The following is a 13,213-nucleotide window of genomic DNA, read 5'->3' on the forward strand; positions in this document are numbered from 1 at the left end:
GTGTCTTGCTGGTGGATCATCTCTTCTTCGCCATGCTGGCAGCGCGCGGTCACGTGCCGCCCTTCCCCGAAGTGCCCGGCGTGCTCCTGGCGAAACCAGCCGTCAGGTGACGGTGTCGGCCGGCCCTGATCGCGGAGGTCATCGGGCTTCCAGCATCGCCGTCCACATCTGGACGAACTCTGGCAGGGTCTTGGCGGTCGTCGCGATGTTCTCCACCTCGACGTCCGGCACCGCCAGGCCGATCACGGCTCCCGCCGTGGCCATGCGGTGGTCGTCGTAGCTGTGGAAGGTGCCGCCGTGCAGGGGGCGGGGGCGGATGATCAGGCCGTCCTCCGTCTCCTCGGCGTCGCCTCCGAGGCGGTTGATCTCGGTGGCGAGGGCGGCGAGGCGGTCGGTCTCGTGGCCGCGCAGGTGGGACACTCCCCGGATGCGGCTCGGGGTCGAGGCCAGCGCCGCCAGGGCGGCGATCGTCGGGGTCAGCTCACCCACGTCGTGGAGGTCGGTGTCGATGCCGGTGATCCGACCCGTGCCCGTGACCACCAGGTCGGCGGTGCCCGGCCCCGTGGAGCCGTCGGAACCGGCGGGGACGTCGATGCCCGTGGCATCCGCCGAGTCGGAGTCTGCCGGTGCGTGTGTGCCCGGGGCGCCCGCCGAGTCGGGGTCTGCGGGTGCGTGTGTGCCCGTGGCGCCCGTCGAGGCAGGGCCAGCCGGTGCGCGGGTCACCGTGGCGCCCATGGCGGTGAGCAGGTCGCGCAGGGCGTCGCCTGCTTGCGTGGTGCGCAGCGGCCAGGCGGGGATCGTGACCGTGCCGCCCGTCACCAGGGCAGCCGCCAGGAACGGCGCCGCGTTGGACAGGTCGGGCTCCACCGTCATGTCTCTGGCCGCGATCGGGCCGGGCTCCACCCGCCACACGTCGCGCTCGCCGTCGTCGACCCTGACGCCCACCGCCCTGAGCATCTCCACCGTCATCTCGATGTGCGGCAGCGAGGGCACCGGCGGGCCCACGTGGCGGATCGTGATGCCCTTCCCGAAGCGTGCGGCCGCCAGCAGCAGGCCCGAGACGAACTGCGACGAGCCCGACGCGTCGAGCGTGACCTCGCCGCCCGCCAGCGGCCCGCTGATCGTGAACGGCAGCGCGTCGTTGTCGATCCTCGCCCCCAGCGAGCGCAGGGCGTCGAGGATGGGGCCCATCGGGCGCTTGCGGGCGTGCGGGTCGCCGTCGAAGGAGACGGGGCCGTCGGCCAGGGCGGCCACCGGGGGCACGAACCGCATGACCGTGCCCGCCAGGCCGACGTCGATGTGGGCGCCGCCGCGGACCGGGCCGGGCGTCACCTGCCAGTCGACGCCCGCCGAGGTCTCCCGCACGGCCACCAGCGTGGTGCCCAGGGCCCGCAGCGCCGCCACCATCAGGTCGGCGTCGCGGCTGCGCAGCGCCTGGCGCACGACTCCCGGGCCGTCGGCGAGCGCGGCGAGGAGGAGCGCACGGTTGGTCACCGACTTGGAGCCGGGCAGCGGGACGGTGGCGGAGACCGGGGTGGTCGCCGACGGCGCGGGCCAGTGCGGAGCGGGCATGGTCAAAGAGTACTGGCCGTGGCGGGGCGGGGGTCACAGCCTGTGGATGACGACTGCCGCGCTGTCGCGACCTGTGGATGGACGCTGGAAGACAGCTCGTACGGCTGCGCGGCCCCCGGCCTCCCGGGAGGACGAACCGCACGCGGCAGACATGCGGGCGAAAGCCGGACGTGGCAGTGTGGGGTCATGTGCGGTAGATACGCCTCGGCGCGCAAGAAGCACGAGCTGCTCGAGGAGTTCCAGGTCGAGCAGGACGGCGAGCCCGACAAGGAGCTCAACGCCGACTACAACGTCGCGCCCACCAAGAACGTCTACGCCGTGCTGAGCCGCGTGCCCAAGGAGGCCGAGCGGGCGGTGCGGCAGCTCGGGATCGTGAAGTGGGGCCTGGTGCCGGCGTGGGCCAAGGACCCGTCGATCGGATCGCGGATGATCAACGCCAGGGCCGAGACGCTGGCCGAGAAGCCGTCGTTCCGGCAGGCGTTCGCCAAGCGCAGGTGCCTGCTGCCGGCCGACGGTTACTTCGAGTGGATGCCCGTCGAGGGCGAGAAGAAGAAGAAACAGCCGTATTTCATCCACCCCTCCGACGGCGGGGTGCTGGCCATGGCGGGCCTGTACGAATTCTGGAAGGACCCGTCGCGGGACGACGACGACCCGCTCAAGTGGCTGGTCACCTGCACCGTCATCACCACGAACGCCGAGGACAAGCTCGGCCGCATCCACGACAGGATGCCCATGATGATCGAGCGGGAGCGCTGGGCGGAGTGGCTCGACCCCAAGCTCACCGACACCGAGCAGGCGGGGGCGCTGCTGGTGCCGGCCGAGCCGGGGCGGCTGACCGCGTACGCGGTGTCAACGGACGTGAACAACGTCCGGAACAATGGCCCGGACCTCATCAAACCGCTCCCTGAGGGGGAGGAAACCGCGCTTTTCTAAAGGTGTAAGAAGCGCGGTTAGTGGGCATCCGGTGAGGAAAGCGATGCATCCGTTTACTCGGTGTCACCGCCAGCAAATGCCCCCTAATTGCACCGGGCGGGACATCCGGGGAAGTCCTAGCCGCGGGTTGCCCTCATTCTCCCGGAGGTGCGGATTCGTGGACGTCACGACCGCTCGTGAGCGGCTGGAAGAAATGCTCGCGGAACTGGACCGTTCGATCGGAGTTCTCCAGGGCGACCCCGTCGCCGTGCGTGAGCACTCCGCGGCGGACGCCGGCTCCGACCTGACCGACGCCGACCGCGCCCAGGCCATGCTGACCGTGGCCACGACGCAGCGCCAGGCGATCATGGAGGCGCTCAAGCGCATCGACGAAGGCCTGTACGGCAGGTGCGTCGACTGCGGCAGCCCGGTGCCGGAGGGCCGGTTGGAGGCCCGTCCGGAGGCCGCGCGCTGCGTGCAGTGCCAGGGCAAGCGGGAACGCCGCCGCTGAGGACGTACGCTCGCCGCCGGACACGAAGAACGGCGGCGCGGCAACTCAGGCGGGTCACCCCAAGCGGGACGAATCTCGGGCGGGTCACCTCAGCCGGGCGAACCTCCGGCGGGTCACCCCAAACGGGACGAACCTCCGGCGGGTCACCTCAAGCGGGCGAACCTCCGACAGGCCCGTTCCCGAGCGGGACGGGCCTCCGGCGGGTCACCCCTAGCGGGGACGGCGGGCGCTGGCCACCAGGTGGATGCCCACCGTGTCGTCGTCGTTGGGCTGGGCTTCGAGCTCGGTGCGCACCAGGTAGTTGAGCGCCCGCGCGTCGGAGCTCAGCACGTGGTCGACCGTGGACGGCGACAGCACGGTGCGCGGGCGCATCCACTCCACCTCCAGCCCGGCCCCGACCAGCAGCTCGCGCAGCTGCCCGCTGCTGAAGCAGCGCGTGATGCTGCCGTCGGGCCAGGGCACGAGCATGACCTCGCCGGTCTGCCGCAGGTGCTGCCACTGCTCCTGCTCGGCCAGGATCGCCATGCCCAGCACCAGCGAGTCGACGCACACCAGCGCCCGGCCGCCGGGCCGCAGGACCCTGGCCACGTCGCTCATCGCCGACTCGGCCATCAGCTCGATCGACATCACCCGCTCCTCGGCGAGCACCGCGTCGACGCTCGCGTCGGGCAGGAAGGCCAGGTCGTCGGCGCGTACGTGGCGGACGCGGTCGGCGTCGCGGAGCCGGGACTGCCCGTCGGGGGTCCGCCGGAAGTCGAGCACCTCGATCACCCTGTGCCCCAGCCTGGCGGCCTGACCGGACCACTTGCCACGACCGCCGGAGAGATCGAGGATCACTGAGGGTTCGCCGGGGAGCCATCGGTTGAGTTGTTCGGCGGCAACGGCGCGGTAGAAGGTCCAGTACGGCCCGAGCGTCCCTGAGCCGTTCAGTTCCTCGGCCGGAATGGGCAGCACACGCGACTCCTGGGTTCCGGAAAAAGGGCTACCAGCCGGTACGTATGACGTTCCCCGCACCGGGTCCTTCGTACCTTCTATCTTGCGGGAACAGACAAGGGCGCGGGCGTGTTGCGACGAGCATGCTCACATTGGTAGAACCCCAGCCCGCTGACCGACTGGTCACGGGCCAGCGGGTATCCTCCCCTGAGTACGGTGTTCCGCCACAGCCGGCCACCGGTGATCTTAGGGGGGTGGGTCCGGTGCCCGCGACAGGCGCGGAGACGCTGGAGCAGCGAAGCGAGCGATTCGAGCGCGACGTCATGCCGTATCTCGAGCAGCTCTACTCCGCCGCGCTCCGGATGACCCGAAATCCCGCGGACGCGGAGGACCTGCTGCAGGAGACCTTCGCCAAGGCGTTCGCGTCGTTCCACCAGTTCCAGCAGGGCACGAATCTCAAGGCGTGGCTCTACCGGATCCTCACCAACACCTTCATCAACAGCTATCGCAAGAAGCAGCGGGAGCCGAAGCAGTCGGGCACGGAGGAGATCGAGGACTGGCAGCTGGCGCGCGCCGAGTCCCACACCTCGAGCGGGCTGAAGTCGGCCGAGGTGGAGGCGCTGGAGCACCTGCCCGACGGTGACATCAAGCAGGCGCTCGCGGCCCTCCCCGAGGAGTTCAGGATCGCCGTCTACCTGGCCGACGTCGAAGGCTTCCCTTATAAGGAGATCGCCGACATCATGGGCACTCCGATCGGCACCGTGATGTCGAGGCTGCACAGAGGGCGCAGGCAGCTCCGGGGCCTCCTTGAGGACTATGCTCGCGAGCGTGGCCTGGTCCCGGCGGAGGGATCGAAATGAGCTGTGGAAACCCGCATGACACCGACTGTCGCGAGGTCCTCGACAAGGTGTACTCCTACCTCGACGGTGAGCTGACCGAGGGGGACGTCGCGGAGATCCGCGTGCACCTCGACGAGTGCAGCCCGTGCCTGAAGGAGTACGACCTCGACAAGGCCATCAAGGCGCTCGTGCACAAGCACTGCGGCTGTGACCCGGTCCCGGCGGACCTGCGCTCGAAGGTGCTGGCCCGCATCGCCCAGGTGAGGTCCGAGCTCGCCGACTGAAGGCTCGCCGACTGAAGGCTCGCCGACCAGAAGGCTCGCCGGCTGACGGCGGGCCGGCCGGCCGGAGGGGCTGTCCGACGGGAAGGGCTGGACGACTAGGATCTCCTGCATGCGTGTTCTGGTCACCGGGGGTGCCGGCTTCATCGGTTCGAATCTCGTCGATCGCCTCCTGGCCGACGGGCACGAGGTGCACGTCGTGGACGACCTCTCGTCCGGCACGCGCGACAACCTGGTGGAGGCCGCGGGCAGCGACCGGTTCCGGCTGCACGAGATGGACATCAGGGACCCGGCGCTGATCGGGCTGATGGCCGAGCTGCAGCCCGAGGTCGTCTGCCACCTGGCCGCGCAGATCAGCGTGCGCAAGAGCGTGACCGACCCGGCCCACGACGCCAGGCTCAACGTCGAGGGCACGGCGGCCGTGCTGAACGCCGCCCACGAGGGGCGCACGCGCAAGGTGGTGTTCGCCTCGTCGGTGGCCGTCTACGGCCGCCCCGCCACGATCCCCGTGCCCGGCGACGCGGCCACGGACCCGCGCTCGCCGTACGCCGCCTCCAAGCTCAGCGGCGAGATCTACCTCGCCACGTTCCGCGCGCTGTACGGCATCGAGTACACGACGCTGGTGCTCTCCAACGTCTACGGCCCGCGCCAGTCGCCCGACGGCGAGGCGGGCGTGGTGGCCATCTTCACCGACGCCCTGATCAACGGAACGCCCACCGTCCTCTACGGCGACGGCACCCAGACCCGCGACTACGTCTACGTCGGCGACGTGGTCGACGGCTTCGTCAGGGCGTGCGGGGCCGACGGCAACGGCCGCCGCTTCAACCTCGGCACCGGCATCCAGACCACCGACCGGCGGCTGCACTCGCTGATCGCCGACGCCGCCGGCGCCCAGGACAAGCCCGGTTTCGCGCCGCCGCGCGTGGGCGACCTGCCGGCGATGGCGGTCGATCCGGTGCCCGCCCACGAGGGGCTCGGCTGGCAGCCGCGTACGGACCTGTCGACCGGGGTGAAGAAGACCGTCGAGTGGGCGGCGAGCCGTCGCGCGAAGTAGTGGCTTGATTACGCTTTGCTTGCGATTTCCGACTCCGCCCATGCGGCCACGTCGGGTTCTGTAGCGTGAACCCCACAAGTCGACGTGGAGGCATGTGGATGTTCAAGGTTACGGTCGCCCGGCTGCTCACGGCCGTCCTGCTGGTCACCCCGGTGATCATGCTGATCGGCGGAGCGGTTCCTCCTGGGGTGTCCTGGACCTGATCGCCGTGGGGGGCCGCAATGCGTGATCTGCCGTGGCCCGCAAGGGTCTATCTGGTCGCCGTGATCTGTGCGGCGGCCGCACTCGTCGTACGCGGCGTGATCGTCTCCGGCGCGCCCGTGGCCACGGAGGACCTCGACATCCTCCTGGTGCTCGCCCTGCTGTTCCTGGTCTGCGAGTCGATGCCGACGCTGCTCAACGTGGAGCAGTTCGCCGTGTCGGTGAGCTTCTCCGCCTCGCTCGCCGCCGTGGTGCTGCTCGGCCCCGAGGGCGCGGCGCTGGTGGGGCTGACCGCCGTGCTCAGCGTGCGGCCGGGGCTGCCGCTGATCAAACGGCTGTTCAACGGCGCGCAGTTCGCCATCTGCGGCTTCGTCGCGGGGCGCGTGTACGAGGCGCTGGACGGCCGCGTGGGCGTGCCGGAGGTCAACGCCTTCGACGACCTCATCGGCCCGTACGCCGCCGCCACGGCCGTCTTCGTGCCGCTCAACATCGCGCTCACGCTCACCATGATCGGGCTGGCCACCCAGGTGCGGGCCACCGAGGTGCCGATGCGGGGCATGGCCCAGTTCCTGCTGTCCTACCTGGGGTACGGGACGTTCGGGCTGCTGGTGGCCGGCCTGTGGGCCACGGTGGCGTCGATCTCGGCGGTGCTGGTGCTGCTGCCGCTGTTCGTGGCGCGCTGGGCGTTCGGCCAGTACCACGCGCAGCAGCGCTCGTACGACGCCACGATCGCCGCGCTCTGCCAGGCCGTGGAGACGAAGGACTACTACACCAGGGGCCACTGCACGCGCGTCTCCCACGCCTCCTCGATGATCGCCCAGGAGATCGGCATGGGGCTGGAGCGCGTGCGCGCCATCCGCTACGCCGGCATGCTGCACGACGTGGGCAAGCTCGGTGTGCCCACCAAGGTCCTGCAGAAGGACGGGCCGCTCACCGAGGAGGAGTTCGCCGCGATCCAGCTCCATCCGATGCGCGGGCTGGAGATCGTCAGGGGCATCGGCTTCCTCGACGAGGCGTACGCCGGGATCATGCACCACCACGAGAAGCACGACGGCACCGGCTACCCGATGGGGCTGGCCGGTGACGAGATCCCCGAGTTCGCCAAGGTGATCGCGGTGGCCGACGCGTTCGACTCGATGACCTCCGACCGTTCCTACCGCGGCGCCAGGCCCGTCCCCGAGGCCGTCGAGGAGCTGCGCAAGAGCGCGGGCACGCACTTCGACCCGGTGATGGTGGCGGCCTTCATCCGCGCGCTGGAGCACGAGCCGTGGCAGCCGCCGCGCCGCGTCGACCAGCCGCCGCCCGACGCCGCGGAGGCGACGATCAAGGACCACGACGACCCGACGATGCCCATCCAGGTCGTGACCGGCTCATGATCACGACAGAGCGTGTCAGGCGCACCACCGGACGATCGCTGAACACGGTCCTGCGCCGCCTCGACTCCGGCCAGCTCCTGCTCATCTGCGCGGCCGGGCTGGTCGCGCTGGCGGGCGTGGCCCACACGGCGGCGGTCGGGCTGGAGCGGCCGGAGATCGCGGTCGGGTTCGGCGCGCTGATCGCGGTCGGCGAGCTGGCCAGGCTCACCATGCCGGGCAACAGGGAGGTCGCGCCGATCGGCGCCGCCGCCGCGCTGGGTTACACGCTGCTGCTCGACCTCAGCCAGGTCCCGCTGGAGCACTCCGCGCTGCAGGTCGTGGCCGTGATCGCGGTGGGCATGACGGCGGGAGCGCTCCCGCACCTGGCCGTCGGCCGCCCGCCGCGGCTCGACGCGATGGCCAGGCGGCTGCTCACCGGCGCGCTGCTGGCCTTCGCGTTCCGGCCGCTGGCGGCCCCGCTCTACGAGATGACCAAGCCGCCGACCCAGACGTGGTGGCCGGCGCTGGTGGTCATGGTCACGCTCATCGCGATCACCCTGCTCATCGACGTGCTGATCGCCGCGCTGCTGCGCGCCGAGCAGGTGCGTACGGCGTTCAGGGTGGCCGTGCGCGACGAGATCAACATGGCCTTCCCGCTGGGCGCCGCCGTGGCCTCGTCCGGCGTGCTGCTCGCCCTGGCCACGCACAGCATGGACCTGGTGGCGCTGCTGGTGTTCGCCGCGCCGCTGCTGGTCACGCAGGTGGCCTTCCGCAAGTACGCCGGGATCAGGGCGACCTACCTGCAGACCGTCCGCGCGCTGTCGCGGGTCACCGAGGTGGGCGGGTACGTCGAGCCGGGGCACTCACGCCGGGTCAGCCGCCTGGCCGTGGCCATCGGCAGGGAGCTGGGCATGGCCGAGCCCGAGCTGCTGGAGCTGGAGTACGCCGCGCTGATGCACGACATCGGCCAGCTCTCGCTGCGCGACCCGATCCCCGGCGGCGCGACCGTGCTGACCGAGCCCGAGCAGGCCCGCCGCATCGCCGAGCTGGGCGCGGAGGTGATCAGGCAGACGGGCGTGCTGGACCGGGTGGCCGAGGTGGTCAGCAGGCAGTGCGAGCCGATCACCGACGACCCGCCGCTGTCGAGCCGCATCATCAAGGTCGCCAACGCCTACGACGACCTGGTCGGGCCCTCCACCGACCGCGACCGCGGCGGGGCGGCGCTGGAGCGGATCCGGCTGTCGTCGGGGAGCGCGTACGATCCTCATGCGGTCGAGGCGCTCGCCCGGGTGATCGACCGCGGGCGGGTGTGAGACGAGGGGAGCCCCGGCGGCTGAGGTGCACGCCGAGATGGTGGCCAGCGTGTGGAAGGTGGTCGTCCAGGAGGGCGACACCGTCTCGGAGGGTGACACGCTGGTCATCCTGGAGCCCATGAAGATGGAGATCCCCGTGCTCAGCGAGGAGTCCGGCGTGGTGGCGAAGCTCGAGGTGGCCGAGGGCGACGTGATCCAGGAAGGCGACCTGATCGCCGTCATCGAGTAGCGCGGGCGAGGAACTTGGCGCGGTCGACCACGATCCGCTCGATCGTGCCCTTGCCGACCACGGTGTGCTTGTCGTGCGCCTCGAACGCGAAGACCAGCCGCCGGCCGTCCACCTCGGTCAGCTCCACGCCGATCTGGACGTGCGCGCCGAGGGGGCTGGCGGCCAGGTGTTCGAGCTCGACCCGGGTGCCGACGGATGTCTCGCCGGGCGCGAGGTGCCGCTCGACGGCGCGTACGGTCGCCGCCTCGGCCAGCGCGAGCAACCGGGGTGTGGCCAGCACGGGAACGTCTCCGCTGCCGATCCGCTTCGCGGTGTCCTCCATCTCGACCATGATGAGCAGTTGGGCACGGAGACCAGGCGTGAGCGTCATGGGACGAGCCTCTCATGAGGCCGCTGACTTCCCGGAAACGCGGACAAGTCAGGCAGGAAGGCCCCAGGATAGGCTTTGTACGGCTTGAGGCATTTGAGTGGCATGTGGGTCAGGTGAGTCGTACACTCTCTGAGTTCCGTGACCACTGTGTTACCTCACCGCGACAAAACTTCGCTTTGTTGGAGATCCGCGGGGTGGGCGAGGTAAATGGGTTCCGGGACGTAGGGGGGTAGCGGGGGAATCATGGTGGCCCAAGGGACGACGCTGGCGGGGCGGTATCGGCTGGATACCCGCATCGGCGCCGGTGGCATGGGCGAGGTGTGGCGAGGCGAGGACGTCGTGCTCGCACGCACCGTCGCCGTCAAAGTGCTGCTCCCCGGCCGTATGGAGGACCCCGGGTTCGTCGCTCGCTTCCAGGGGGAGGCACGGGCGATGGCCACGATCAACCACTCCGGCGTGGTCGACGTCTACGACTACGGCGTCAGCGGCGACACCGTCTACCTGGTGATGAAGTTCGTCGACGGCGAGCCGCTCGACCGCCTGCTCGGCAGGCTGGGGCGCATCCCGCCGCAGGCGGCCATGGAGCTCATCGCGCAGGCCGCGTCGGCGCTGCAGGCCGTGCACGACCAGGGGATCGTCCACCGCGACGTCAAGCCGGGCAACCTGCTCGTGCAGCGCGACGGCACCCTCGTCCTCACCGACTTCGGCATCGCCCGCTCCGACATCGCCAGCCGGCTCACCGACGCCGGCATGGTGCTCGGCACCGCCGCCTACTGCGCGCCCGAGCAGGCCGAGGGCGCCCCTGTGACGCCCGCCGTGGACATCTACGCGCTCGGCGTGGTCGCGTACGAGTGCCTGGTCGGCCAGCGGCCGTTCGACGGCGACAGCGCGGTCACGATCGCGCTCAAGCACATCCGCGAGGCTCCGCCGCCGCTGCCCCAGGACATCCCCCAGTCGGTGCGCACGCTGGTGGAGATCGCCCTGTCGAAGGACCCGGCCAGGCGTTACCCGAGCGCCCGCGCGATGAGCGAGGCCGCCAGGGCGATCGCCAGCGGGCAGGCGCCTGCCGTGCCCGAGCTGGCCACCGGCTCCACGATGGCCCAGCCCTCGCAGCAGCAGCCGAGCCAGCAGTACCAGCAGGGCCCAGGCGAGCAGCAGTACCCGCAGACGGGCCAGCAGTACGCCCAGAGCGGCCAGCAGTACCAGCAGACCGGCCAGTTCCAGCAGCCCGGCCAGCGCGACGCCAACCCTTACCAGACGGGCGCCAGGATGGCGCACGAGGACACGGCGATCTCCGACCGGCGCGGGAGCCGCCGCGCGGCCAAGGCGCCGCGCAGGACCGGCCTGATCGCGGGCATCGCCGCGGCGGTCGTGCTCGGCGCGGGCGCCACCGCGGTCGCGCTGACGGGCATGCCCCTCGGTGGCGGGCCTGAGCCGACGGTCAGCGCCACCAATCGGGCGGACGGCACGAAGGCCAGCAAGCCGCCGTCCAAGCCCGCGACCAAGACCTCGGAGCCCGAGCCCGAACCCGGGCCGACGAGGCAGCAGTCCAAGCCTCCCACCAGGGACCCGCAGCCCACGCAGACGCCGGAGGACACCGAGGAGCCGACGAAGACGCCGACCAGCACGCCCTCGACCACCCCGTCGACGTCGAAGACGCCCACCCCGACCACGTCCAGCAACAAGGTGCTGATGCCGAACGTGATCGGCAAGCGCTACCTCGAGGCGGTGGACATGGTGGAGGCGGCCGGCCTGCTGTCCAACCCCGACGACCAGACCACCACGACCGACGGCATGCGCTGCGGCCGGGTCAAGGCGTCCATGCCGGGCGCGGGCAAGGCGGTGACCAAGGGCACCACGGTCACCCTGGTCGTCGTCGACAGCGTCTGCCCCGAGGACGCCTCGCCCACGCCCACCCCGACGACCCCTACCCCCACGGCGAAGAAGTCGTAGGGGCCGCTCACACCCCCGTCGTGTTGCGGGGGTAGGCGATCTGCGGGTCGGTGGCGATGTTGACCAGGTACGGCACGCCGGAGTCGAACGCCCTGCGCAGCGCGGGCCCGATCTCCGACGGCTTCGTCACCAGCTCGCCGCCCCCGCCGAGCGCGGTCACGACCTGGTCGTAGCGGCACTGCGGCTGCAGCTCGGCCGCCACGTCATAGCCGTACAACATCTGCATGGGGTGCTTCTCCAGCCCCCACATGCCGTTGTTGCCGCAGATCATCACGACCGGGAGGTTGTGGCGGACGAGGGTGTCGACGTCCATCAGCGAGAACCCGGCGGCGCCGTCGCCGAGCAGCAGCACCACCTGCGAGGACGGCCTGGCCAGGCGGGCGGCGATGGAGTAGCCCAGGCCGGTGCCCAGGCAGCCGTACGGGCCGGGGTCGAGCCAGTTGCCCGGCTGCTTCGGCTCGACGTACTTGCCGGCGTAGGAGACGAAGTCGCCGCCGTCGCCGATCACCACGGCGTCGTCGTCGAGGACCCTGTTCAGCTCGCCGTAGACGCGCATCGGGTGGATCGGGTCGGAGCCGGAGGCCAGCAGCTCGGCGTCGCCGGCGATGGCCGCCCCGGCCGCCTCGGACAGCCTCGTCACCCACGAGGCGTACGCGTCGGGCTTGACCCCGGCCTCGCCGCAGGCCGTGCCGAGGCTCCAGAACACCACCGACAGGTCGCCGGCGGCGGACGCGGCCGGCTGCATGTGCGTGGCGAGCTGCGAGGGCGCGTCGGCGATGTGCACCACCCTGGCCAGCGGCGCGCCGTCCTTGCCGCCGAACCAGCCGTAGCCGAGCCGGAAGTCGAGCGGCGTGCCGATCACGATGACCAGGTCGGCCTGGGCGAAGGCGAGGCCGCGGGCCCGGGTGACGAGCAGCTCGTGGCCGGACGGCAGGATGCCGCGCCCCTGGCCGTTGGGGATGACCGGCAGCCGCCACGTCTCGGCGAAGTCGCGGGCGGCCTCCTCGGCGCGGTCCATCCACACGTCGGAGCCGTACACCAGCACAGGCCGCTCGGCCTCGGACAGCAGCCGCGCGATGCCCGCCAGGTCGTCGGGGTCGGGCTCCAGCGGCGACGGCGACTGCGTGTGCACCTCGTGGACCGGCGAGGGGGAGAACAGGTGGTCCATGTAGAAGTCGAGGAAGACGGGGCCGCGGTGCGGCGCGACCGCCGTGCGGAAGGCGGCCTCGACGTCCTGGCCGACGGAGTCGGCGCCGGACGCGGTGAACGACAGCTTGGTGATCGGGTCGAGCAGCGGCGGGTGGTCCATCTCCTGCAGGGCGCCGCTGCCCCAGCGGGACTGGGGCGCCCTGCCGCCCAGGACGACCACGGGGGAGCCGTTGAAGTGGGCGGTCGCGACGCCGCTGACGCCGTTGGTGATGCCGGGGCCCGCGGTCAGCACGGCCAGGCCGGGTTTCCTGGTCAGCCTGGCGGTCGCCTCGGCGGCGAAGACCGCGCTCTGCTCGTGGCGTACGTCGAGGATGCGCATGCCCTCGTGCACGGCGCCGTCGTAGAGCGGGAAGACGTGCCCTCCCGACAGGGTGAACATGGTCTCGACACCGTAGGCCTTGGACACGGCGACGGCGGCGTCACCGGCGTGCTTCGCAGACTCCATGCCGGGAACTTACCAACCAGTCACACAGGTAAACAG

At 71.1% G+C, this 13,213-nt stretch carries 13 protein-coding genes; 9 read left to right on the forward strand and 4 right to left on the reverse strand.

Translation table 11 applies throughout. The features are described 5' to 3' along the window. Positions 1 to 138: 138 nt before the first annotated feature. Positions 139 to 1,572 (reverse strand): 3-phosphoshikimate 1-carboxyvinyltransferase, encoded by a 1,434-nt coding sequence (gene aroA, locus AB0I79_RS13805; RefSeq protein WP_357871705.1) that lies wholly within the window; start codon positions 1,570 to 1,572, stop codon positions 139 to 141. Between the two features lie 186 nt (positions 1,573 to 1,758). Here aroA and AB0I79_RS13810 point away from each other — a divergent pair, with 186 nt between their 5' ends. Next, a complete protein-coding gene (locus AB0I79_RS13810) occupies positions 1,759 to 2,505 on the forward strand; it encodes an SOS response-associated peptidase (RefSeq protein WP_357871708.1) in 747 nt (248 codons plus the stop codon). A gap of 157 nt (positions 2,506 to 2,662) precedes the next feature. After that, positions 2,663 to 2,995 (forward strand): TraR/DksA family transcriptional regulator, encoded by a 333-nt coding sequence (locus AB0I79_RS13815; protein WP_357871711.1) that lies wholly within the window; start codon positions 2,663 to 2,665, stop codon positions 2,993 to 2,995. A 210-nt stretch (positions 2,996 to 3,205) separates the two neighbouring features. Here AB0I79_RS13815 and AB0I79_RS13820 read toward each other — a convergent pair whose 3' ends face one another. Next, positions 3,206 to 3,949: a methyltransferase domain-containing protein gene (locus AB0I79_RS13820; RefSeq protein ID WP_357871714.1), complete on the reverse strand. Its 744-nt coding sequence runs from the start codon at positions 3,947 to 3,949 to the stop codon at positions 3,206 to 3,208. Positions 3,950 to 4,182: 233 nt separating this feature from the next. On the opposite strand from AB0I79_RS13820, the gene AB0I79_RS13825 reads away from it, so the two are divergent. From AB0I79_RS13825 to AB0I79_RS13850, 6 genes are all read left to right on the forward strand, one after another. Continuing rightward, the gene (locus tag AB0I79_RS13825; protein WP_043624264.1) at positions 4,183 to 4,788 is read left to right on the forward strand and encodes a sigma-70 family RNA polymerase sigma factor; all 606 of its coding nucleotides are present in this window, start codon (positions 4,183 to 4,185) and stop codon (positions 4,786 to 4,788) included. Continuing rightward, entirely contained in the window at positions 4,785 to 5,051 is a 267-nt protein-coding gene (gene rsrA, locus AB0I79_RS13830) for a mycothiol system anti-sigma-R factor (RefSeq protein ID WP_225269233.1), read from the forward strand. The genes AB0I79_RS13825 and rsrA overlap by 4 nt, the downstream gene beginning before the upstream one ends. A gap of 109 nt (positions 5,052 to 5,160) precedes the next feature. Beyond that, on the forward strand, positions 5,161 to 6,102 hold the full coding sequence (locus AB0I79_RS13835) for an NAD-dependent epimerase/dehydratase family protein (RefSeq protein ID WP_357871717.1): 942 nt from the start codon (positions 5,161 to 5,163) through the stop codon (positions 6,100 to 6,102). A gap of 221 nt (positions 6,103 to 6,323) precedes the next feature. Further along, complete coding sequence (locus AB0I79_RS13840) at positions 6,324 to 7,679, forward strand: HD-GYP domain-containing protein (RefSeq protein ID WP_357871720.1); 1,356 nt, start codon at positions 6,324 to 6,326, stop codon at positions 7,677 to 7,679. Beyond that, a complete protein-coding gene (locus AB0I79_RS13845) occupies positions 7,676 to 8,971 on the forward strand; it encodes an HD domain-containing phosphohydrolase (protein ID WP_357871723.1) in 1,296 nt (431 codons plus the stop codon). The genes AB0I79_RS13840 and AB0I79_RS13845 overlap by 4 nt, the downstream gene beginning before the upstream one ends. Before the next feature lie 37 nt (positions 8,972 to 9,008). Then, positions 9,009 to 9,200: a biotin/lipoyl-binding carrier protein gene (locus tag AB0I79_RS13850; protein WP_357871726.1), complete on the forward strand. Its 192-nt coding sequence runs from the start codon at positions 9,009 to 9,011 to the stop codon at positions 9,198 to 9,200. Here AB0I79_RS13850 and AB0I79_RS13855 read toward each other — a convergent pair. Continuing rightward, positions 9,190 to 9,570 carry a thioesterase family protein gene (locus AB0I79_RS13855; protein ID WP_357871729.1) on the reverse strand — a complete coding sequence of 127 codons (381 nt, stop codon included), beginning with the start codon at positions 9,568 to 9,570 and terminating at the stop codon, positions 9,190 to 9,192. The genes AB0I79_RS13850 and AB0I79_RS13855 overlap by 11 nt on opposite strands. Positions 9,571 to 9,813: 243 nt before the next feature. Between AB0I79_RS13855 and AB0I79_RS13860 the strand changes: the two genes are divergently transcribed. Continuing rightward, positions 9,814 to 11,523, forward strand: a complete 1,710-nt coding sequence (locus AB0I79_RS13860) for a protein kinase (RefSeq protein WP_357871732.1) — start codon at positions 9,814 to 9,816, stop codon at positions 11,521 to 11,523. A gap of 7 nt (positions 11,524 to 11,530) precedes the next feature. On the opposite strand, the gene AB0I79_RS13865 is transcribed toward AB0I79_RS13860, so the two are convergent. Further along, positions 11,531 to 13,177, reverse strand: a complete 1,647-nt coding sequence (locus AB0I79_RS13865) for an acetolactate synthase (RefSeq protein WP_357871735.1) — start codon at positions 13,175 to 13,177, stop codon at positions 11,531 to 11,533. Positions 13,178 to 13,213 lie beyond the last annotated feature (36 nt).

Origin of the sequence: Nonomuraea sp. NPDC050202 (assembly GCF_040656115.1) — a bacterium.
Classification (GTDB): Bacteria; Actinomycetota; Actinomycetes; order Streptosporangiales; family Streptosporangiaceae; genus Nonomuraea.

Bases quoted from the DNA above. Each gene is read 5' to 3' on its own strand.
- AB0I79_RS13810 (WP_357871708.1), top strand. From the start codon at position 1,759: ATGTGCGGTAGATACGCCTCGGCGCGCAAGAAGCACGAGCTGCTCGAG.
- AB0I79_RS13845 (WP_357871723.1), top strand. From the start codon at position 7,676: ATGATCACGACAGAGCGTGTCAGGCGCACCACCGGACGATCGCTGAAC.
- AB0I79_RS13865 (WP_357871735.1), bottom strand. From the start codon at position 13,177: ATGGAGTCTGCGAAGCACGCCGGTGACGCCGCCGTCGCCGTGTCCAAG.
- AB0I79_RS13850 (WP_357871726.1), top strand. From the start codon at position 9,009: ATGGTGGCCAGCGTGTGGAAGGTGGTCGTCCAGGAGGGCGACACCGTC.
- AB0I79_RS13855 (WP_357871729.1), bottom strand. From the start codon at position 9,570: ATGACGCTCACGCCTGGTCTCCGTGCCCAACTGCTCATCATGGTCGAG.
- AB0I79_RS13840 (WP_357871720.1), top strand. From the start codon at position 6,324: ATGCGTGATCTGCCGTGGCCCGCAAGGGTCTATCTGGTCGCCGTGATC.
- aroA (WP_357871705.1), bottom strand. From the start codon at position 1,572: ATGCCCGCTCCGCACTGGCCCGCGCCGTCGGCGACCACCCCGGTCTCC.
- AB0I79_RS13835 (WP_357871717.1), top strand. From the start codon at position 5,161: ATGCGTGTTCTGGTCACCGGGGGTGCCGGCTTCATCGGTTCGAATCTC.
- rsrA (WP_225269233.1), top strand. From the start codon at position 4,785: ATGAGCTGTGGAAACCCGCATGACACCGACTGTCGCGAGGTCCTCGAC.
- AB0I79_RS13860 (WP_357871732.1), top strand. From the start codon at position 9,814: ATGGTGGCCCAAGGGACGACGCTGGCGGGGCGGTATCGGCTGGATACC.